The 21,688-nt window shown below is 38.7% G+C and carries 15 protein-coding genes and 1 other annotated feature; of the genes, 10 read left to right on the top strand and 5 right to left on the bottom strand.

Annotated features, from left to right (window positions below; genetic code table 11):
• Window positions 1–9: 9 nt before the first annotated feature.
• Both ABID56_RS03750 and ABID56_RS03745 read right to left on the bottom strand, forming a co-directional pair.
• Window positions 10–648 (bottom strand): GNAT family N-acetyltransferase, encoded by a 639-nt coding sequence (locus ABID56_RS03750; protein ID WP_354219277.1) that lies wholly within the window; start codon window positions 646–648, stop codon window positions 10–12.
• A gap of 108 nt (window positions 649–756) precedes the next feature.
• On the bottom strand, window positions 757–3,954 hold the full coding sequence (locus ABID56_RS03745) for a transglycosylase domain-containing protein (protein ID WP_354219276.1): 3,198 nt from the start codon (window positions 3,952–3,954) through the stop codon (window positions 757–759).
• A 125-nt stretch (window positions 3,955–4,079) separates the two neighbouring features.
• Window positions 4,080–4,282 (top strand) — a binding site (T-box leader).
• A 41-nt stretch (window positions 4,283–4,323) separates the two neighbouring features.
• On the opposite strand from ABID56_RS03745, the gene tyrS reads away from it, so the two are divergent.
• Window positions 4,324–5,595: a tyrosine--tRNA ligase gene (gene tyrS, locus ABID56_RS03740; protein ID WP_354219275.1), complete on the top strand. Its 1,272-nt coding sequence runs from the start codon at window positions 4,324–4,326 to the stop codon at window positions 5,593–5,595.
• A 47-nt stretch (window positions 5,596–5,642) separates the two neighbouring features.
• Here tyrS and ABID56_RS03735 read toward each other — a convergent pair whose 3' ends face one another.
• A complete protein-coding gene (locus tag ABID56_RS03735; protein WP_354219274.1) occupies window positions 5,643–8,384 on the bottom strand; it encodes a UPF0182 family membrane protein in 2,742 nt (913 codons plus the stop codon).
• 188 nt (window positions 8,385–8,572) lie between these two features.
• On the opposite strand from ABID56_RS03735, the gene ABID56_RS03730 reads away from it, so the two are divergent.
• The gene (locus tag ABID56_RS03730) at window positions 8,573–10,048 is read left to right on the top strand and encodes a UDP-N-acetylmuramoyl-L-alanyl-D-glutamate--2,6-diaminopimelate ligase (RefSeq protein ID WP_354219273.1); all 1,476 of its coding nucleotides are present in this window, start codon (window positions 8,573–8,575) and stop codon (window positions 10,046–10,048) included.
• Window positions 10,049–10,123: 75 nt separating this feature from the next.
• Here ABID56_RS03730 and rpsD read toward each other — a convergent pair whose 3' ends face one another.
• Both rpsD and ABID56_RS03720 read right to left on the bottom strand, forming a co-directional pair.
• On the bottom strand, window positions 10,124–10,726 hold the full coding sequence (rpsD, locus tag ABID56_RS03725; protein ID WP_354219272.1) for a 30S ribosomal protein S4: 603 nt from the start codon (window positions 10,724–10,726) through the stop codon (window positions 10,124–10,126).
• Window positions 10,727–10,964: 238 nt separating this feature from the next.
• The gene (locus tag ABID56_RS03720) at window positions 10,965–11,444 is read right to left on the bottom strand and encodes a GAF domain-containing protein (protein ID WP_354219271.1); all 480 of its coding nucleotides are present in this window, start codon (window positions 11,442–11,444) and stop codon (window positions 10,965–10,967) included.
• Between the two features lie 329 nt (window positions 11,445–11,773).
• Here ABID56_RS03720 and refZ point away from each other — a divergent pair, with 329 nt between their 5' ends.
• The 8 genes from refZ (at window position 11,774) to ABID56_RS03680 (ending at window position 21,035) form a co-directional block, all read left to right on the top strand.
• Window positions 11,774–12,382: a forespore capture DNA-binding protein RefZ gene (refZ, locus tag ABID56_RS03715; protein ID WP_354219270.1), complete on the top strand. Its 609-nt coding sequence runs from the start codon at window positions 11,774–11,776 to the stop codon at window positions 12,380–12,382.
• 110 nt (window positions 12,383–12,492) lie between these two features.
• Entirely contained in the window at window positions 12,493–14,187 is a 1,695-nt protein-coding gene (gene ezrA / locus ABID56_RS03710) for a septation ring formation regulator EzrA (RefSeq protein WP_354219269.1), read from the top strand.
• Between the two features lie 15 nt (window positions 14,188–14,202).
• Window positions 14,203–14,604, top strand: a complete 402-nt coding sequence (locus tag ABID56_RS03705) for a hypothetical protein (protein WP_354219268.1) — start codon at window positions 14,203–14,205, stop codon at window positions 14,602–14,604.
• A 107-nt stretch (window positions 14,605–14,711) separates the two neighbouring features.
• Window positions 14,712–15,851, top strand: a complete 1,140-nt coding sequence (locus ABID56_RS03700; RefSeq protein WP_354219267.1) for a cysteine desulfurase family protein — start codon at window positions 14,712–14,714, stop codon at window positions 15,849–15,851.
• A gap of 6 nt (window positions 15,852–15,857) precedes the next feature.
• The gene (gene thiI, locus ABID56_RS03695) at window positions 15,858–17,060 is read left to right on the top strand and encodes a tRNA uracil 4-sulfurtransferase ThiI (RefSeq protein ID WP_354219266.1); all 1,203 of its coding nucleotides are present in this window, start codon (window positions 15,858–15,860) and stop codon (window positions 17,058–17,060) included.
• A gap of 76 nt (window positions 17,061–17,136) precedes the next feature.
• Complete coding sequence (locus tag ABID56_RS03690) at window positions 17,137–17,328, top strand: alpha/beta-type small acid-soluble spore protein (protein ID WP_354219265.1); 192 nt, start codon at window positions 17,137–17,139, stop codon at window positions 17,326–17,328.
• A gap of 385 nt (window positions 17,329–17,713) precedes the next feature.
• A complete protein-coding gene (locus ABID56_RS03685) occupies window positions 17,714–19,297 on the top strand; it encodes an amidohydrolase (RefSeq protein WP_354219264.1) in 1,584 nt (527 codons plus the stop codon).
• Between the two features lie 889 nt (window positions 19,298–20,186).
• Window positions 20,187–21,035 (top strand): C39 family peptidase, encoded by an 849-nt coding sequence (locus ABID56_RS03680; RefSeq protein WP_354219263.1) that lies wholly within the window; start codon window positions 20,187–20,189, stop codon window positions 21,033–21,035.
• Window positions 21,036–21,688: the final 653 nt, after the last annotated feature.

Below are 21,688 nucleotides of genomic sequence, written 5' to 3'. Positions count from 1 at the left end.
ACCTCTCTATTAGATCCAGGGATCTTGATTCCCCATAAATCGTAACGAATCAAATGTTTCAATCGATTCGTTTGGAACATTGGCGCCAATTCTTACGAGTAAACAGTTGGCTGGGTGAGACATAATTTCTGGGTCGTCTGTCGACATAGGTGATAAGCCTCCATGTCCCATCATGCGTTCCATGATCTTTCGGTACTGCCAAATATTTAGTCTAGTCGAATCCATATCCCAATGCCAATAATATTCAGTTGTAATGACAATGTAGTTCTCCATTTGTGAGTCTAGCATTGAAACTTCTAAGATAGTTGAGCCGATACCTAACCCACGGTAATCATGAGATACTTCGATAGCTCCTAGTTCGAGTAAATCATCCATCTTAATAGCGGACCAACGTTCTAATGGATCAGGGTGAAGAAACGTTGCATAGCCAACAATTTTGTCTTCGTCTCTTGCAATAATGACACGGCCTTCTTCAAAGTCCGCAATCGATTTAACGGCTTCAAATTGCTTGTGAGGTGGGCGAAAAGCCGTTAAGTGATCATCGAAATAATAATCAGCTAAAAAAGTCGATGATAACGGTCCTTCAACAATAATCGTTTGATCATTTTGCTGGATCGTTTGTTGATAATATGTTTTTGGATGTTTCAAAGCGACACCACCTAAATCGAATTGTAACTTTATTATAACATGTTGTGACGTAATTCCTATAGAAAAAATGCCACTGAAAACAGTGGCATTAAGGAAATAAAATATTAATTAATTGGTTGAGTTTGAATCGTTGTTAGAGCTTCCATCATCAGTTGAGCTTGATCCGTCATCCGTCGAATTAGAATCATCGTTTGATCCACCATCAGTTGATCCAGAATCACTTCCAGATGATCCATCAGTTCCATCGCCAGATGAGTTAGACCCATCATCTGGCGAATTTGATCCGTCATCTGAAGAACCAGACCCATCGTTGTTAGAACCGTCGCCCGATGAATTAGAATCATCATCAGATGAGCCAGAATCGTCGTTAGACGATCCATCATCTGTTGATCCATCACCAGATGAGTTAGAGTCATCCCCCGTTGACCCATCACCATCACCATCTTCATTGGAATCAGAGTTGTCTGAGGAATCGTTTTCCGACCCATCATTACCTTCAGAGTCTTCTTCCTCTTCCTCAATCGTACCGTAAACGACTGATTCAGATGGTTCAGATTCATGCCCGTATAAGCTAACGGCGATAACAGCATAAACAGAATCATTTGATGGTAAAGCAAATTCCGTTTCTGTCGTACTACCGACTGTTGTAAATGAACTGTCTTGATCAGCTGCGCGTAAGATGCGATAACCTACGACTTGACCACTAGCACCTGACCAACTTAACGTGTCACCGTTAAGTGTAACGTTTGCTGGTGCGTTAGGCGTACCTTCGTCACTCAGTTCATCTTCAACGGATATTAAATCTGGAATGTTATCGCCATCTATGATGTCGTTCATATCGACTGGGTTAGACCAGCCAGAACCAGCACGGTAAGTCGTACCCCAACCGAGTTCATCAATAAAGTCGTTTTCCATAGTGAATCCTTCACCGGTAAATTCTTCTGGTGTTGCATCGACAGCTGGATAACGGTCGCCATCGATTTCAGCATAACGACTTTCTGTGAAGATATCAGCATCACTAGACGATGGTGCATGATCAATATTAAACAAGTCAGTTTTAACGAGCCCAAGTTCAGAACACATCTCGTTCGAGACATCTCCTGTTAAGCCACAGAAACTACGAGATACAATGCCGCCAGGGCTCGAGAACCGTTCCCCAGGTGCTACAAGTTCTGGATCAACTTGTTCGGCTGCGTTAACGAGTTGTGACCAAAACTCTAAGTTACGTTGACTGTAACTTAAGGAACAAGATGGGCAATTATTGAGATTTAATTGTGATCGATTCACAACGTCATCATGGTTATAATAACCAAGCCAAGTCCCCATCGTAACGTTCGGGTTCGTTCCAACAAACCAGGCATCTTCAAAGTCACCGGATGTACCTGTTTTGCCTGACCAATCAACACCAGGGCTATTTAGTGCACTATTTAGATACGTCGCTGTACCACCGTTGATGACATCACGCATCATATCGATTGTTAAATACGCTGTTTGTGGTGAGAATACGTCTTCAGTTGTTGATTCGTGCTCATATATGACATTACCTTCTCGGTCTTCAATCGTTTCAATCATATAAGGTTCAATATTTTGACCTTGATTGGCGAATGTTGAAAAGGCACTAACATTTTCTTCAACAGTTAAATAGGGTGATCCGCCTAATACGTTAGCTGGAACGTTTGAACCACCGTCGATCCCCATTTTTTCTAAAAAGCGTACAGGATTTCCGTCTTGTTGAATAATGTCAATCATTAAACGAGATGCTGGGATGTTGTCCGAGTCAGCAAGTGCAGATCGCGCATCAACAAGTCCTTTCTCTTGCCCTGTAATATAGTTAGATGGTGACCAAACGCCACTTGAACTGTAATGTTCGAACCTAACATCGAGTAATGGTGACCCTGGCTGAATAATGCCTAGTTCCATGCCAACAGAATAACCAAAGAGAGGTTTCATCGTACTACCAGGTGGACGTTTGTTATAAGTTGCATGGTTCACTTGACGACGATCAAAATCACGGCCACCGACAAAGCTGATGATCGCACCAGTGTTATTGTCCATCATCAAGGCACCAGCTTCAACTGGTATTTCTTGTGTTGTCACCTCACCTGTCTCAGGGTTTTCGACACGGGCTGAGATTGTTGGACCATAGTATTGATATTCGTTTTTAACACGCTGCATTTCATCATAAATGTCCTTGTTAATGGTTGTATGAATTTTGAGGCCGCTATGGCGCAATTCATTTAAAGCTAAATCTTGATAATGTTGTTGCGTCGCGTCAACATTACGGTATTCTTCTAGCTCGCCTTGTTCTTCAGCTAATTGTTCAGCGATAATATCACGCGCACGCATTTGAACTTCATCTGCAATGTACGGATAATCATCACGTATAGATTCTTTTTTCGTCGTAAGATTCGCTACGATATCATAGTTTAACGCATCTTCATATTGTTGCTCCGTAATCGTCCCTGCATCTTCCATGCGTTCTAGCACTGATTCCATACGATCTAACCCTGGTTCAAGTTGCTCCTCAGGCTTAATAGAACCGCCGACAGCATACGGCGTATATGTGTAAGGGTTTTGTGGTAAACCAGCTATATATGCAGATTGAGCTATGTTTAATTCGCTAGCATCAACATCAAAAATTCCTTGTGCAGCGGCTTGTATGCCCGCAATATTGCGTCCAGATGAGTCACGACCAAATGGTACGACATTTAAATAGGCCTCAAGTATATCTTCTTTTTCCATAAATTCTTCTAAACGTAGTGAAATAAAGATTTCTTCTGCTTTACGCTCAAAAGAGACTTCATTTGATAGAATTTGGTTTTTAACGAGCTGTTGAGTAAGCGTACTACCACCCGTCTGTGTTGGCGTACCTGCAAACTGTTGGTACAAGGCACGCATAATCGCTTTCGGTACGATTCCCTCATGTTCATAGAAGTTAGCATCTTCTGTTGAAATAACAGCATCGATAAAGTTCTCAGACACCTGGTCTGTTGTGATTTCTTCACGGTGAATATTACCGCGAATTTCTCCTAAATATTGTTCGTTCGCAAAATAAACTTCGGACGTTTCTGCATAACTATTAATCATTTGTTGCATTTCACTTGCTTCACTTACATCAACATCTTCAACGAGAGAAGCAAAGTAGCCAAAACCTAAACCGCCTACAAAAAAAGCGGTAGCAATACCGATGATAAGGAAAAATAAAAGCACGTTCCACGCGATATCGAGTGATACGCGCGTGACTTTTGGAAATTTACCTGTTTGAAAAAACGCTAGAAATTTATTGTTGGGTTCTTGATTACTCATAGCCGGACCTCCTAAATATCGACTATATTATAGCATATCTTTTAATTCAGTCATATCATCAATTAGGCGGATTCAGTTGCATTATTTAAAAGAGTATGCTAAAAATATAGTGATAAAAATAATAAATACGAGCGTTGAGTAGTTGCAGTAGGGTCATATGTCGTGTTGAAGAGAGCTGATGGGTGGTGCGAATCAGTACACAGTATGGACTGAATTACGGCTAGGAGCTTTTCTCAAGAGTTGAGAACGGTTGATCCCGTTAGCGAATGAAGTGGTGACTTGTATGTGGTCACAAGTAGGGTGGTAACGCGAGCCTCTCGTCCCTAAGTGGATGAGGGGCTTTTTTATATTTTTTGAAGGAGGATTATGATGAACATACTAGAAGACTTACGAGCAAGAGATTTAGTTAACCAAATGACGGATGAAGCGGGGTTAGAAAAGCATTTAACTGAGGATCGCGTATCATTATATTGTGGTTTCGACCCGACAGCAGACAGTTTACACATTGGTCATTTATTGCCGATATTAATGCTTAAACGATTTCAAGAAGCGGGTCACCGCCCGATTGCATTAGTTGGTGGAGGTACTGGGTTAATTGGTGATCCAAGCGGTCGCAATGAAGAACGTCAATTAAATGAAGAATCCGTTGTGCAACAATGGGTGAAAAATATCGAAAATCAACTATCTCGGTTCATCGATTTTTCAGATGAACAAACAGGCGCTAAAGTCGTGAATAACTATGATTGGTTATCACAAATGTCTGTTATTGATTTACTTCGTGATGTCGGTAAACATTTTAGTGTGAATTACATGTTAGCGAAGGATTCGGTTGAATCTCGTATAGAAAACGGCATTTCTTATACGGAATTTACTTACATGTTACTACAATCACTCGATTTCCAGCGATTAAATCAACGCGAAAATGTGACGCTTCAAATTGGTGGTAGCGATCAATGGGGGAATATTACAGCCGGACTAGAATTTATTCGCCGAACGAGTGAAGAGGGAGAAGACGTTGAAGCATACGGTTTAACAGTACCTCTTATTACGAAAGCCGATGGGTCTAAGTTTGGTAAAACAGCAGGTGGCGCTATATGGCTTGATGAGTCGAAAACGAGTCCGTATGAGTTTTACCAATTTTGGATTAATACAGATGACCGTGATGTCGTTAAATTCTTGAAGTCATTTACATTTTTATCGTTGGACGATATTCATGCATTGGCAAAAGAAGTTGAAGAAAGACCTGAACAAAGGATTGCCCAGCGACGGTTAGCGGAAGAAATGACGCGAATGGTTCATGGAGAAGATGCTTTAAATCAAGCTCAGCGCATTACAGAAGCGTTGTTTGGTGGCGACATTAAGAACTTAACGAAAGAAGAAGTTGAAGTTGGGTTTAAAGACGTGCCTACGTATCATTTAACTGAAGGGGAAAAAGGCTTAATTGACTTACTTGTAGAAGCGGGTATTTCATCATCAAAACGACAAGCGCGTGAAGATATTCAAAACGGTGCTGTTTATATTAATGACGAACGCGAGCAAGATTTGCAATACGTTGTGAATCATGAGGACCGAATCGACAATGCTTTCACGGTCATTCGCCGCGGTAAAAAGAAATATTTCTTAATCCGTCATGACGCATAAAATATAAAAAGTAGAGCGCTCAATGATAGAGCTGCTCTACTCTTTGTTTATTCACCAATAATGGTTTCGATGTCGTCCATAATTTGTCCAGCTTCTTCCCAATTACCATTGGATAAGGCGTTACGGTACTCCTCGAACAGATCTGATACTTCATCTAACGTTTCTTGTGCTTCTACACTAGGGGCATCAGATGTGTCGTTGCTAGGATCTTCACTGTCGGATTCATCGTCAGTTCCAGCATCGGGAATATCATCGTTCGATAAAGCAAGAACTTTCTCTAACGCTTCGTCAAAGGTTGCTTCCATCACAATTTCCTCTTCGTACGCAACAATCACCTGTTTCACTTCAGGAAGTGATGTTTCATTAGATGATTCAATGTATACAGGTTCTACATATAAAACGGTATCTTCAATAGGAATCGTGAGTAAATTACCACGAATGACACGTGAGCCACCTTGTGACCATAAATTCAGCTCTTGCGAAATCTCACTATGTTGGTTAATTCGATTTTCAATTTGTTGTGGTCCGTAAACGTTACGTTGTTTAGGGAATTCATAAACTACTAATTCACCGTAGTTGTCACCGTCATTTCGCGCTCCCATCCAAGCAACCATGTTTTGACGGTTACGTGGTGTGTAAGGTGACATGAGCATGAATTCTTCATAATCATTTTCCGGAAGTCCCATCGTAATGTAATACGGTTCCATCGTAATGTCTTGATCGAAATAACGCTCTGTTGTAAACTCCCAACGATCTTCGCGGTTATAGAAAATTTCTAGATTACCCATGTGATATGTCCCATAGATGTCTGATTGAATCGTAAATAGATCTACTGGATATCTGAAGTGTTTTCGTACGTCTTCAGGAATATCTTGTGTAAATAAGTCTGGGAACATGTTTGCATACGTTTGGACAAGCGGGTCTTCATCATCTACCATGAAGAAATCAACTTCACCAGTGTAAGCGTCGACCATCACTTTGACGGAGTTACGAATGTAATTATCTTCACCGTTATGTGATTCTGAATAAGGGTATTGGCCTGATTTAACATAGGCATCAATCATCCATGCTAAAGAACCATCATCACGCACAAAAATATACGGGTCTTGATCATAGTCTAAAAACGGAGCAATTCGTTCGACACGATCACGAATATTACGAGTCGCAAGCAATTGACTGTCATCCGTCAGTTGATCAGATGTAAACATTCTTAAGGAACCTTCACTGATCGAAAACAATAAACGGTTGATGCCACTCAATGAGATACCTGTTTCAGCATCGAAACGTGTTGACTGGTTACTGTCTCCCATTGGATAGTCGAATTCGTCAACTTTCGTATCGACGATGACATTTTGAGATTGTTCTTCGCCGAAGTATATTTGCGGTTTTGTAATGTCAAGTTCGCCTTCTGGTGGTATGTCTTGTACTAAGTATTCTGGCTGACCTTGATCAGTGATTTCGTTCACTAGACTCATCGTGACGCCATAACCATGTGTATAACGAAGCTTTTCGTTACGCCACGTTCTCGCTTGGTCTGGGAGGTCCGATGTATTTAGTTCCCTTGTTCCGATGAAAACTTGTTCGTATTCATCGTTTATTGTATATCGGTCTATATCGACGTCATTAAATTCGTAGTAGTTACGGAATGTTTGTAATTGATTGTAAACATCTAGTATAGGCCTTGAATCATTAATGCGAACATTGTTAAGCGTGGCTTGATTTCGTTCAAGCATATCTTCGCTTAAACTTTGTGCCCCTGGATGTTCTTTCACAGTCATATCATTTAAATCATAGGCATCTAACGTGTAATTTAAGTTATGTTCTAAATATTGTTTTTCTTGGTTGAACTCATTAGGTGATACGACATAACTTTGAACGGCTGCTGAAACGAGTTGTCCAGCTAATGCAACCGTGATATATAAGGCAATCGGAATCGCCATCCACGTTAAATTACCTTTGACAAGTGCAACGATTAAAATAATAACACCGATAACCGCGATACCTGCTAATATATACGATTTCGGAATATTAATCATATCATCCGTGTAACTTAACCCATAGACAACACTGTCTTGGAACCAATTCACTTGATTGGTGAGCAATGTTTTATAAGGTTCTAATAAATGATTTAACGCAATAAAAAAGCCGATTAACGCGATGCTAATTCCTAAATGCCACTGTGCAACTCGGCTGTCACGATACATATTAAACACAGAATAGGCTAACCCGACTAAAACGGTCATAAACACGGTTAACCCGAGTAACAAATTGATCACTAATTCAAAGATCGGTAATAAATAGATATAAAATGATATATCTAGATTGAAATACGGATCTGTTTCACCAAATGTCTCGTAATTCAGGACTTTTAATGCAGGTTCCCAACCGATACTTTGAACCATCGTTGTACCAATCACACCAAAAATAATAGCAACACTTAAAATAATTAGGTTGGCTGACTTTTTATTAACTAAAATGGGTGGGATCGTACTTGGCTTTAAAAATGTCATGTAAGCACGATGAATCCAAAATAATGTCACATAAGCAACGATGAAGTAAAGGATGAACCCAGCGATTCCTAATCCTAGTCGGGTCATGAAGATCGTTGTAAAGACTTGCTGATACCCGACAGAATCCATCCATATGTAATCAATAAACCAATTAAAACTTAGCAAACCGATGATGATCAGTGGTATGAGTATAAAACCTAACCATTTAAGCGGTTTCACCCATTTTCGTTTTGGCTTGCTCGATTGGTTTGGGTGTTCAAACACATTATCTTCGCTCATTAAATCTCTCCTCAATACATAGTTCCTCTATATTATACCAAAATATAGTTGGTGATTATAGTTTTCATTTTAAACTTTGTTTGTCATAAGATAGTGTACGAAATTTGAAAATTAAAATAAATCATTTTCATTATCTCTAACTAAGTAGTACAATTTAATAAATAAAAAAACAGCTAGGAGAATAGCCTATGGTTCTACTTCGTGACTTAATAACATCTTTACAGCAGCCAATTATAAAAGGGGTAATTGATCATATAACGATTCTTAATATAGTCGATCATTCCAAACAGGTTAATACGGGTTCTTTGTTCGTTGCGCTATCAGGACATATGGTTGACGGTCATGATTATATTGATCACGCAGTGACAAATGGGGCAACAGCAGTGATTGGTGAGAAAGATATTGATGGTTTAGATGTACCTTATATTAAAGTGGAAGATGCTAGAAAAGCCTTAGTTACAATAGCGAAAACGTATTACCAATGTCCTTTTGATCATAAAACAATCATAGGTGTTACAGGAACAAATGGGAAAACGACGACGAGTCATATGATTAGTCATTTGCTCCAAGCCGGTGGGTCTTCAGTTAGTTTGATTAGCACAACACTTTGTAAAATAAATGATGTTACATTTTCCCAACCACAAACAACACCAGGTGTGCTTGACTTGTACCGCTACGCTTACGAAAGTCATGATGATGTGATGGTCATTGAAGTATCGTCTCACGGGTTAGATCAACAACGGGTTGCTGGGATCACATTTGATCTCGCTGTATTCACCAATTTAAGCCACGAACATTTAGATTATCATCGAGATATGGGCGCTTATTTTAAAACGAAGGTTAAATTGTTTGAACAATTACACGAAAACGGAAAAGCAATCATTAACATAGATGATTCATGGGGAAAACGTATGGTTAATGAATTATCTACCAAACATCATGACATCATAACTGTCGGGCAATCTGATAATGCCGATATGTCGTTCAATGTGCTAAACTACCAACACCATCATGACGTCATGTGTCATGTGAAAGGCGAGAGCTTTCATCTGCCATCACCTGTCTTAGGGGTGTACAATTTGTATAATTTAGTGTTATCGATTGCTGTATATCATGAGCTCGGAAAAAATAAGAATGACTTAGCTGAACACTTAAAATCTTACCCAGGCGTTCCAGGACGTTTTGAACAATTTCAAATGAAAAACGGAGTCCATGTTGTCGTCGATTATGCTCATACGCCAAAAGCCATACAAGAAGTGCTATCGACAGCACGTGAAATGACGGATCATCAACTCGTTCATATTATAGGTTTCAAAGCAAGTCGAGATAAACATAAACGCGATGATATGATTAATGAATCTTTAAACTATAGCGATGACGTTTACTTAACGATTGGTGATTTAGATCATGTATCACAAGAAGATATGGTTCATGAGTTGAACCTATTGAAGGATAAGTGGGACAGCAATCATATTTCAGTAGAAGATTCACGTTTAAACATTATCGACAAAACAATTAGAAGAGCAAAACCTGGCGATTGGATTGTCATAACTGGTCAAGGTCATAAAACGTATGAGAATGACAATGAATGGGGAACAACTACCGATCAAGAAACGGTACAATATGTGGACAAACTGTTAGAGGTTAAATTAGCTAATGAATAATTATAAAAAAGCCACCGTACACTGTTTGAACAGCGTACGGTGGCTTCTTGCAATAAATCTGCAAAGGCAGATTTATTAACGTGAGTACCACTCAACGATAAGCGCTTCATTAATTTCTGAAGAAAGCTCAGAACGTTCAGGGTAGCGGTTGAAAGTAGCTTCTTTCTTGTCCGCATCCGTTGTCACGTATTCAGGAATGAAGTTTGTTACTTCTAATGCTTCGTTAATTACGTCCATGTTTTGTGATTTCTCACGGACAGCAATAACTGAACCTGGTTGTACACGGTAAGATGGGATGTCTACGCGACCACCATCTAATGTGATGTGACCGTGCGTTACAAGTTGACGAGCTTGCGCGCGTGTGCGAGCAAAACCAGCGCGATAAACGAGGTTGTCTAGACGAGATTCAAGAATTTGCATGAAGTTCTCACCATGAACACCGCGCATTTTCGCTGCATCGTCAAAAATACGACGGAATTGACGTTCAGTTAATCCGTACATGTAACGAAGTTTTTGTTTTTCCTGTAATTGTAGTCCATATTCCGTAAGTTTTTTACGTTGAGTTGGACCATGTTGACCTGGCGCATATGGGCGTTTCTCTAATTCTTTACCAGTACCTGTTAGAGAGATGCCATAGCGACGTGATTTCTTCCATAGAGAGCCTGTGAATCGTGCCACGAGCGTCTCCTCCTTTTTTATTTTATTTTGCATAAAATAAAAACAGTGCGTTTCCTGATCTATGCGCATTTTGCTTTCATGTACCTTCGCTCCAGCAGCAGAGAGTTACGCGATACACCTCATTACAAGAGGTACAAAATGCAGACCACAGTCATTCCACCGAGGCTGCCTTTTATTTTACACAAACGATATTATAGGATGTATTGCACATAAAGTCAAGGCATATTCTGAATTTGTTTTATAAGTGTTTTTTAAGTGTTTCTACAAATTGTTCTAAATAATGACGATCTGTTTCGTCAAAACGTTCTTTAACAGGCGCATCGATATCTAGGACGCCAAAGATTTCTTCGTTTTGAATGATAGGGACAACGATTTCGGACTGGCTTTGCGCATCACAAGCAATATGGCCAGGGAATTGGTGAACGTCTGGAACTAATTGTGTCGCACGTTTTTCAGTTGCTGTACCACATACGCCTTTACCGTTAGGGATTTTCACACAAGCAGGTAAGCCTTGGAACGGTCCGAGGACGAGTTCACCATTGTCCATTGTGTAAAACCCGACCCAATTTACTTGGTCTAAAAACTGGTTAAGTAGAGCACTAGCGTTGGCTAGGTTGGCAACGACACTGTCTTCACCTTCTAACAAACTGTCTAGCTGTTTCAATAATTGTTCATAACTCTCTTGTTTTGACCCTGAATAAGCTTGTACTTCAAACATTAAAAAAACTCCTTTTATGATGAAAAAATTGTTGTTACGAATTAACAGGATTATGACTTTGATTGTCGAATATTAACTATATGGCCTAGGCTTTGTTAAAGTCCGTTGTTTATATTGTGATCCGCTGCCGGTGGACGCTTTCCGACGACCCGGATAGTCTAGTGTCGACGTTGGCCATAGGATGTGGCCGCTTTTAGTCGACCAAGAGTCGCCACCTTCGCTCCTCACAATTCAACAACTAAGCGCTATTATGATTTTAAAATTAACAATAAAACTTTAACAGAGCCATGACCCAAAAGCATCGCCGTCAAAGTTGAGGTGAATATATAATGACAGAACAATCAAGTCGAAATAAAATTATGGAAGCAGCCATTGAACTCTTTTATTATAATGGCTTTAAAGGGACATCTATTCGTGCGATTACTGACCGTGCTGCTGTTAATGTATCATTAATCAGTTATTATTTTAAAAATAAGCAAGGTTTATTGGAACAAGCAACCGTCGAGTATTATGAAAGTTATTTAGCATTGCTCGAATCATTAATCGATGATCAGAACCCTTTGCAATCCAAAGAATATATCTTCCATGTAATTGAGGAGATTATACATTATAAGGAGCAGCATTTTCAATTCACTTGTTTTATTCAACGGGAATTGACGATGGATAATATGTTCATTCGTGAGTTGTTTTCGACGTATGTGGCGAAAGAAACATACTATTTAACATTGTTAGTTGAACGATTAACGGATCACTTGAGTTCAAGTAAAATGGATTTAGAGGCGTATTATTTACAATTAAAAAGTCTACTGAATGGTCCATTTGTTTACGGAAATGAGTGGCAAAGGGAATATGAGTGGGATGATAGTCGACACATTTTTATAAACTCATACATTCAATTATTAAAGCAATGGTTCGTCCCGCTATTAAAGAAGGATTAAATATTTAAAATTAAATCAAATAAATTGACATTTTTTTCGCCAAATCGGGTTAAATCGTGATATGATTGGGTATATAAGTATATGGTCGGGAAAGTGTTAGGAGGCTTTCGATGGAATACATAATAGGAATTATCATACTCATTATTGCCTTTATTCTAGTAGGAGTTGTAGCACGCAAAAAAGTTTATAACAAAGTCGACACACTCGAAAAATGGAAAGTTAAACTGATGAACCGTCAAGTAGCAGACGAATTAGCTAAAGTTCGTCACCTTAACTTAACGGGTGAAACAGAAGAGTTGTTTGAATCATGGCGAAACGAATGGGACGACATTAACGACCATGTCTTTACCGAAGTAGAAGAATATTTGTTAGATGCTGAAGAAGCAGCAGAAAAGTATAAATTCGGTAAAGCATCACGTAGCTTGAAAACAGTGGAACAAAAGCTTTCTAATGTTGAAAAAACGATTGATGATATTTTCGATGAAGTTGATCGCCTACTACATTCAGAACAAGACAGTCGTGAAGAAGCTGAAAAATTACAACCCTTGATTTCCGAAGTACGTAAAAAAGTATTGCAAAATGGTTATCAATTAGGGAAAGCAGAAGTAGTTTTTGAAGTGGAACTTGACGAATTACAACAAGAAATGGCGCGTTATGAAGAGTTGACAGGTGATGGCAATTATACTGAAGCGTTAGAATTAATACATAATGTGAAGGCGCGCTTAAACGAATTAGATCGTAAAATAGAAGTGTTTCCAGAATGGTATCGTTTATGCAAGCACACATTGCCTGAGGAGCTAGACCAGCTTCAAAATGGTGTCAAAGAAATGAAAGACGGTGGTTACCGTGTCCAACATTTAGGTGTCGAAAAGGAAATTCAAACCCATCATGAGACATTGCTTGCCATAGTTGAGCAATTAAACAAAGGAAAAGACGATGGTGTACAAGACAAAATTGATCAAATAAAATCTCGTATGGTTGAAATTTATGATCATCTAGAGAAAGAAGCCTTTGATAAAAACTTCGTTATGCAACGTGAGGACGTGATAGAGCAAAAGATGACACAAGCACGTGAGGCGTTCGCTGAAACGAAAAATAACGTCATGATTGTAAAAGAAAATTATCATCTTAAAGATGAAAAATATGAAAAACAATATGAATTAGAAAAAACATTGGATCAATTAGATAAGAAAGCGACACGGTTAAAATCAATGATTGAACACGAAGATCAGCCGTTTTCGACTATTCGAGTCGATCTAGAGAGTTGGTTGGCTGATTTTGAAGAATGGGAAAAAGAACACAACACATTTGCTGAGCATCTTTACAATTTACGAAAAGATGAATTAACAGCACGTGAGCATATTGATCATTTAAAACAACGGATTAGCTATGTGAGACAACGTTTGAATAAAAGTAATTTACCAGGCATACCTCAATACATTGTCGATTTAATTGACCAAGCTAAAGCATTAATCGATCGTGCAAATGAGGGGTTAAATGTCCAACCACTTGATATTGACGATGTATCTGAAACACTGCAAGAAGCGGATAAAAACGTCGAACGTGCCGCTGAACAAACAAATTTATTAATTGAACAAGCGCAGTTGGCTGAATACGTCATCCAATATGCGAACCGTTATCGAAGCAGTTATCCTGTGTTGGCAGCGAAAGTAGCAGAAGCAGAAGAACAATTCAGACGTAATGAATATGAATTAGCGTTAGAACAAGTCACAACAGTACTAGAAGAAATTGAACCCGGCGCCGTCCAACGAATTGAAGAGCAACTTAAGATGACTGCATCATAGAAGGAGTGATGTAGCGTGGAACGTATCATTATGATTGTTAGTTCTATTGTATTAGTCGCAACATGGGCGATCGTTATCATGTTGTTTATTTCCGAAAGCCAAACAACTTATATGGCGAAAGATCATAATATTTCCGGGGAAATGTCATTAAGCATGAAGTCAAATGAATCTTTGTGGGTCATGTATGATGAAGCACAGCAAGCTGAAGTGAAAAAACAGATGGCTAAACGTGAATCCACATATGAGGAACTATCAGAACGATTTAATCAAATCACAAATGAATTTGAATCAATTGACGATTCATCATTAGATCCATGGCGAGATTATTTTACAAGTGAAGACGATAATAAAGGAACCGTTTCTATTAGTGAATTACTCAATATCTTTAGCCCTGATGAGGCTGTCTCTGAATCCTAAAGAGACAGCTTTTTCTTTTGTGTAAGTATTAGCTTGAATTGATAAGAATTTGATAAGTGTGATAAGATATTATGATGGAAACGCGGAAGATTAAAGGAGACGGTGTCATGATGATTTATTTAGACAATAGTGCGACAACAAAACCGTACAACGATGTCGTTGAGACGTTTCAGAAGGTGACGACACAGTATTTTGCTAACCCATCATCGATTCATACGTTGGGCGGAGATGTTGAAGCACTTTTGACTAAATCGAAAGAACAAGTTGCTTCGTTATTACAGGTGAAACCACATGAAGTCGTTTATACGTCTGGCGGTACAGAAAGTAATAACCTAGCGATTAAAGGTGTGGCCTACTATTACCAACAACGTGGGCGTCACATTATTACAACGTCGATCGAGCATCCATCTGTGTTGGAAACGTGTCGCTATTTAGAACAAGAAGGTTTTGACGTCACGTATTTACCTGTCGACAGCCGTGGCAAAATCTCTCTTCATGACTTACATGGGGCGTTACGCGATGATACGATTTTAGTTAGTATCATGCATGTAAATAATGAAACAGGGAGTATCCAGCCGATTGAAGCTGTGGCTAATATGTTAGCTGATTATCCAAAGGTTGTTTTTCATGTCGACCATGTGCAAGGCTTCGGTAAAATAAGCTTGCCATACAACCATAATCACCTCGATTTAATCACTATCTCTGGCCATAAGATTCACGGGTTGAAAGGATCTGGTTGTTTAATTAAGAAAGAGCATGTCGGGTTAACACCGCTTCAGCATGGTGGAGCACAGGAACGTAACGTCAGACCGGGCACAGAAAACGTGGCCAATGCTGTTGCGTTATCGAAAGCGATGCGTCTTGCGAAACAATCAGAACATCGGTATCACGAATTAGAATCATTAAGGCGTACTCTAATAAGTGAGTTATCGGAGTATAAACATGTTCACATTAATTCACCTGATGATGGTGCTTACCATATCGTCAATTTGTCCGTGAAACACTTCAAACCAGAAGTGCTCATCCACGCCCTTAGCGAGGAAGGAATCATTGTATCAACTAAATCGGCTTGTTCATCAAAAGAGAATGATGTGAGCCATGTATTAGTTGCTTGTGGATTAGATGATAATCAAGCAGGTACGGCGATCAGAATTAGTATGTCCATCGATCAAACTGAACAGGAAATCCGATCATGCTTGAATGCCTTTCATCATGTAATTGAAAAATACGAAAAAATAATGGGGTAATTAAGAATGAATTATGATCACATTTTAATTCGCTACGGGGAATTAGCACTAAAAGGAAAAAATCAAAAGTTCTTTATTAGAACGTTGCACGCTAATTTGCAACAAGCATTAAGCGATTATAAAGGTTTGTCTATTAAAGGACAACGCGACCATATGTATATTTTATTGAACGGGGAAGACCCACACCCAATTATTGAACGTTGTCGCGATATTTTCGGTATCCAATCCTTTAGTTTAGCGATGAAAGTTGACCTCGATGAAGAATCGATTAAAGCGTCAACATTAGCAGCTTTACAAAAAGAGGAAGGTCAGACGTTTAAAGTGGTTTGTAAACGTCCAAATAAAGATTTTCCAAAATCATCGCAAGAAGTGAATCGTGTGTTAGGTGGTCATTTGTTACGCCACACGGATGATTGGGAAGTCGATGTCCATCAACCTGACGTTGAAATACGAGTCGAAATTCGTCATGATGCAGCTTATATCACATCTGGAAAAATACAAGGTAAAGGTGGTCTGCCAGTCGGTTCAACCGGTCGATCATTATTATTAATGTCAGGCGGCATTGACAGCCCTGTTGCTGGTTATTTAACGATGAAGCGCGGTGTAAAAATAGAAGCTGTTCATTTTCACTCACCACCGTTCACATCAGATCGAGCAAAACAAAAAGTAGAAGACTTAGCGCAAACATTGACGAAGTTTGGTGGAGACGTAACGGTTCATTATGTTCCGTTTACAGAGTTGCAGCAAAAGATTTTTAAAGAAATTCCAGATTACTACGGCATGACTGTCATGCGTCGAATCATGATGCGTGTCAGTGAGCAAATTGCGCGTGATCGTGATATTTTATCATTGACGACTGGTGAAAGTTTAGGACAAGTCGCGAGTCAAACGATGGAGAGTATGAACACGATTAACGAAGTGACGAACTACCCAATTATTAGGCCACTTGTAGCAATGGATAAAAACGATATTATTGATGTCGCAAAATCGATCGATACGTACGATATTTCCATTCGTCCTTATGAAGATTGTTGTACTATATTTGTTCCAAAACAACCTAAGACGAGGCCACGTCGTGAAAAAGTTAACCAATTTGAAGCGCCGGTTGATTTTACGCCGGAGATAGAAAAAGCGTTAAATGAAGTCGAAACAGTCGTTTATAAAAATCAAACAACACAACAAACCGAAACATTTGATGATTTGTTGTAATGACGTGCCTTCCATCATTTGCATAGTATGAACGGACCCTCGTTATCTCACAATAGGTAACGAGGAGGTGAAAGACATGACTCAAAATAACTCAAACAACTTAGTCGTACCTGGTGTACAAGCAGCACTAGACCAAATGAAGACTGAAATTGCTCAAGAATTTGGTGTTCAACTAGGTCCTGACTCAACATCTCGCTCAAACGGTTCAGTTGGTGGCGAAATTACGAAACGTCTTGTGCAACAAGCTCAACAACAAATGAATCAATAATTAAACATGGTGATACAAATTGAATGGAAAAGAGGTGGTTACATGTTAAGGTGTAACCGCCTCTTTTTTATGTATCACATGTGAAACTAATTTAATAAGAAGGCTCTGTTAAAGTTTAATGTTGATTTTAAATGATATAGCACTGAGTTGTTGAATTGTGAGAAGCGAAGGTGGCGACTCCTGGTCGACTAAAAGCGGTCACGTCCTGTGGCCAACGTCGACACTAGACCATCCGGGTCGTCGGAAAGCGTCCACCGAAAGCAGATCACAATATCAACAACGGACTTTAACAAAGCCAATAAGAAAATTGTTGCGGTCATGGTCATGTTTTCGGTAAAGTATAGGTAACAATCATTTAACGCGTTAAAATAAAGGAGAATGTAACATGGGTAATCTGTGGACAGCTGATACAATTTATACAATGATTGATGAAGGTCATACCGTTGAAGCGATTTATGAAGAAGAAGGTGTCATTGTTGATACGGGTGATTATGATAGTCTGAAATCGCAATATAATGATCGAATCGAACATGAGAACTATACGCCAGGTACGATGTTACCGGGTTTTATTGATAGCCATTTACATATTATTGGCCATGGTGAGCGCTTGCTTCGCTTAGATGTCACATACGAAACGAGTAGGCAAGCTTTACTGAAAGCAGTAGAAGATGCTTCAAAACAACTTGACCCCAATGAATGGCTCATTGCTGAAGGGTTCAATGAAAACAATTGGGATGAACCTGTGGTAATTCACCGTCGTGAGCTTGATGAAATAGCAACTGATAACCCCATTATTTTGACGCGCGTATGTCGACATGCTATGGTGGCGAACTCAAAAGCCATGGCGTTGGCAGGTATTGATCATGATACAGATGAACCTGATGGTGGTGTTATTGAGCGTGATGAACATGGTGATTTAACAGGATTCTTTTTAGACCAAGGACAAGAGTTATTAAAACAAACGATGCCTGAACCTGATCAAGCGTATTTAGAAAAAGCGATTACTAAATCAATTGACGATTTATTATCTAATGGCATTGTGAGTGGGCATAGTGAAGATTTAAGTTATTACGGTGGGTATCAAAAAACAGCTGATGCCTTTAGATACACAGTAGGGCGTGATCAACGTTTTCGTGCTCACTTACTCGTTCATCATGAGGTGGTTGATGATTATATCAATGAGCAAGGCGTTCACGGTGTGCAAGATGATTGGCTCGAATTTGGGGCTATGAAATTGTTTGCAGATGGTGCACTTGGCGGACGAACGGCGCTGTTGTCGCAACCTTATGCCGATGACCCAAGCACGCATGGTGTTGCGATTCATACGAATGATGAATTAGAATCACTTGTTAAAAAAGCTAGAAGTTATGACATGACTGTCGCGATTCATGCGATTGGCGATTTAGCCGCAGAAAATGTATTAAATGTACTCGAAAAACACCCGCCTAAACGAGGGGCTAAGGATCGTTTGATTCATGGGCAAATTATGCGATACGATTTAATCAAACGAATGCAGGTTATGCCTATCAGTATTGATATTCAACCAACCTTTGTTTCGTCTGATTTCCCTTGGGCGAATGATCGAGTCAGTGCTGATTTAATTAAGACGTCCTACCCTTGGCGCTCTTATCTTGAAGCGGGCATTCTATGTGGCGGTAGTTCCGATGCGCCGATTGAAGAAGTTAACCCTCTAAATGGTATAGCAGCTGCTATTGACCGACGTTCGCAATTTGATGGACAAACGTATCAAACAGAACAATGCTTATCGGTGTATGATGCAGTGAAATTGTACACACATTATCCAGCTCAAATTGTCGGCAAAGGAGAACGTCAAGGCATCATACAATCTGAAGCGGTAGCTGATTTCGTTGTTTTAAGTGATGATATCTTACAATGTTCAGCTGAGGCAATCCGAAGCGTGAATGTGACCCATACGATTGTCGGTGGCCGAGTTGTTTACAGAAAATAATTACACAAACGGTTTTAGTTTAGTATGTTTGTTTTTGATAACGAAGTCCATTGATACGTTTTGGGAACAAGTGCAAAGTAATAAAGCTTATAGTTATAGACTAGACCTTAGACTAGTCGTAACCAATAGTGGGGTGCCAAGGTTACACAGTGGAACGGTTTTAGAAGCTTTTTCTCAGTCGGAAAACGCGGTTTTGAATTAATTGGCTGCCTTTCATGTGGCTTGATAGCTATTAAAGTACATTAGATGACGATGAAGTGGTGGATTTTCACCGGTATATTCTACGGAAATTGGAATCGGGTTTATGATTTGCATACCCGAGTACAGAACTCACCACTAGAAGCTTCAAGTCTAAATAATAAGGAATTGAAACAAATCGATATAACCTACAGGTGAAGAAACAAGGAAGCGTTGGGGTTCTATAAAAAATGGAAGGTGAAACACACACCGCAGCGCCAAAAAGTCCAGGTCAACACATCCGACCACCTATAGATGTGAAGCATAGTTCAATTAGCTTATACCAAAAGCATTTTCTCTCGATATGATAGCTATAATGAGCCTTCAATAAGTACTCTGCTTTAATGGTAAGCCTCGGTAAGAACTAACCAATAGAGAAGAGTTAACAAGCGAAGTGAGATAGCTCAAAACCGTACAAAATAGAGAGTTGAATCAGTTGTTGATTAATTCATTTCAGAATAAGTTGACACTAGCAAATGAAGGAGAAAATTGAAAATCAATTATTGCATTTTATACTCACCTATTATTGTGATGAAATAGAATGTGACTTTTATTAAGTGGTGTATTTAATAGTAAAATTTGTCATGTTATAATGATAACAAAGAGATACCATGTGTGGAACGATTTAAAAATAATTTCGGGAGAGTAGGTAATGCTGATTGTTGCTTTTATATTATCACTCATTATGTTCTCTTTTCTTTTTCATCTTAGAAGAAAGACTAGAAAAAAAGTGTTTCGAAACATGGCAGTTTCATATATGTTATTGTTTGGTTCATTATGTATTGGGGTTGGCACCTATCTCATTTATAATTTCAATTTTCTCTCAATTACTAATAATATTTCACAAGATTATTCAATTGAAATCCCTGGAATTAAAAGAAACAATTTAATCAAAAAAAATAATATAGCACACCAATTTAAAGCACCTGTAATACGACAATACCCAGAACTGCCCAGAGGTTGTGAAGTCACATCAATAGCAATGCTCTTGCAATATCACGACATAGATGTCAATAAAATGGAAGTTGCTGAAAAAGTAAAAAAAAGTGAGACACCATATCATAACAAGAATGGAGTTATTCATTTTGGTGACCCCAATGTTGGTTTTGTTGGTGATATGTATAACATTGAGAATCCAGGATATGGTGTTTATCATAAGCCACTATTTGACCTAACAAAAAAATATGTAGGTGAAAAAGCTATCGATATATCGGGTCAATCCTTTGAAAATGTAATAAAGTTAGTTGCTAAAGGGAAACCAGTTGTTGTCATAACTAATCTTACTTATAATGTTTTGCCTAATGATAGCTTTACTACGTGGGAAACCCCAAATGGTACTATTGATATCACGAAAAAGTTACATGCAGTTTTGGTAACAGGGTTCGATTCTCAAAGTGTTTATTTCAATGATCCATACGATGGAAGACAAAAAAAAGCACCTAAACAAGAATTTGTTGCTGCTTGGGAGCAATTGGGTAGTCAAGCTATATCAATTAAATAGGATTTTTATTTAATTTTAAAGTTATTCCTAAGGGTTCTAAAGTTTTTGAACTTACAATTTTTAAGTTAAATGCAATAGTTTATTTTGTAAAACTTCAATACAGATTTCCAGTTCAAGGGTTTTTGGTCTATAATTTAATATAGTACCTTGTCTAACACTGCACCATTAATCTATGCTAAATATATTTTCTTATGGAAGAATATTTTTCATCAAACCATTCGCATTTTCATTAATACCATGTTACTAAGGTCCGTATCGCTCTACGAAATATACCTAGATATCAGTTTCTCGATAGATGTTGTTGTAACACACTATTTCTTTCTCGCGGTCGACTGTAAAACTCTAGAAGCTTTTTTATAACTGGTTATATAGCTGACGGACCACATATTCTATGGGGAATAAGCAGATCCAATAGCGTTGTTATTTATGTTTATCGATATCGTCGAAATTGATCGATTTAATTTTTGGGCCAATTTACTTAAACGATAAACTTTTATCTATTTTTTATAAAGTATTTCTCAAGAGTCTCTTGTAAATTTGTCAAAATAATAACAAGCAATTGTATTAAACTCTATGCTAACTAGGTAATATATCAAGAAAAAAATTTTTATGAATGAAGTTGTAAAAGAGTTTACGACATCCTAAAGCCGTGA

It is taken from the genome of Alkalibacillus flavidus (genome assembly GCF_040545925.1).
GTDB classification, from domain to species: Bacteria; Bacillota; Bacilli; order Bacillales; family Alkalibacillaceae; genus Alkalibacillus; species Alkalibacillus flavidus.
This window is presented reverse-complemented; position numbering and strand designations above follow the sequence as displayed.

What these genes read in the sequence shown, in the direction of transcription:
- ezrA (WP_354219269.1), top strand. Translation starts at nt 12,493, where the DNA reads ATGGAATACATAATAGGAATTATCATACTCATTATTGCCTTTATTCTA.
- ABID56_RS03730 (WP_354219273.1), top strand. Translation starts at nt 8,573, where the DNA reads ATGGTTCTACTTCGTGACTTAATAACATCTTTACAGCAGCCAATTATA.
- ABID56_RS03720 (WP_354219271.1), bottom strand. Translation starts at nt 11,444, where the DNA reads ATGTTTGAAGTACAAGCTTATTCAGGGTCAAAACAAGAGAGTTATGAA.
- ABID56_RS03745 (WP_354219276.1), bottom strand. Translation starts at nt 3,954, where the DNA reads ATGAGTAATCAAGAACCCAACAATAAATTTCTAGCGTTTTTTCAAACA.
- ABID56_RS03735 (WP_354219274.1), bottom strand. Translation starts at nt 8,384, where the DNA reads ATGAGCGAAGATAATGTGTTTGAACACCCAAACCAATCGAGCAAGCCA.
- ABID56_RS03690 (WP_354219265.1), top strand. Translation starts at nt 17,137, where the DNA reads ATGACTCAAAATAACTCAAACAACTTAGTCGTACCTGGTGTACAAGCA.
- ABID56_RS03700 (WP_354219267.1), top strand. Translation starts at nt 14,712, where the DNA reads ATGATGATTTATTTAGACAATAGTGCGACAACAAAACCGTACAACGAT.
- thiI (WP_354219266.1), top strand. Translation starts at nt 15,858, where the DNA reads ATGAATTATGATCACATTTTAATTCGCTACGGGGAATTAGCACTAAAA.
- ABID56_RS03680 (WP_354219263.1), top strand. Translation starts at nt 20,187, where the DNA reads ATGCTGATTGTTGCTTTTATATTATCACTCATTATGTTCTCTTTTCTT.
- refZ (WP_354219270.1), top strand. Translation starts at nt 11,774, where the DNA reads ATGACAGAACAATCAAGTCGAAATAAAATTATGGAAGCAGCCATTGAA.
- tyrS (WP_354219275.1), top strand. Translation starts at nt 4,324, where the DNA reads ATGAACATACTAGAAGACTTACGAGCAAGAGATTTAGTTAACCAAATG.
- ABID56_RS03685 (WP_354219264.1), top strand. Translation starts at nt 17,714, where the DNA reads ATGGGTAATCTGTGGACAGCTGATACAATTTATACAATGATTGATGAA.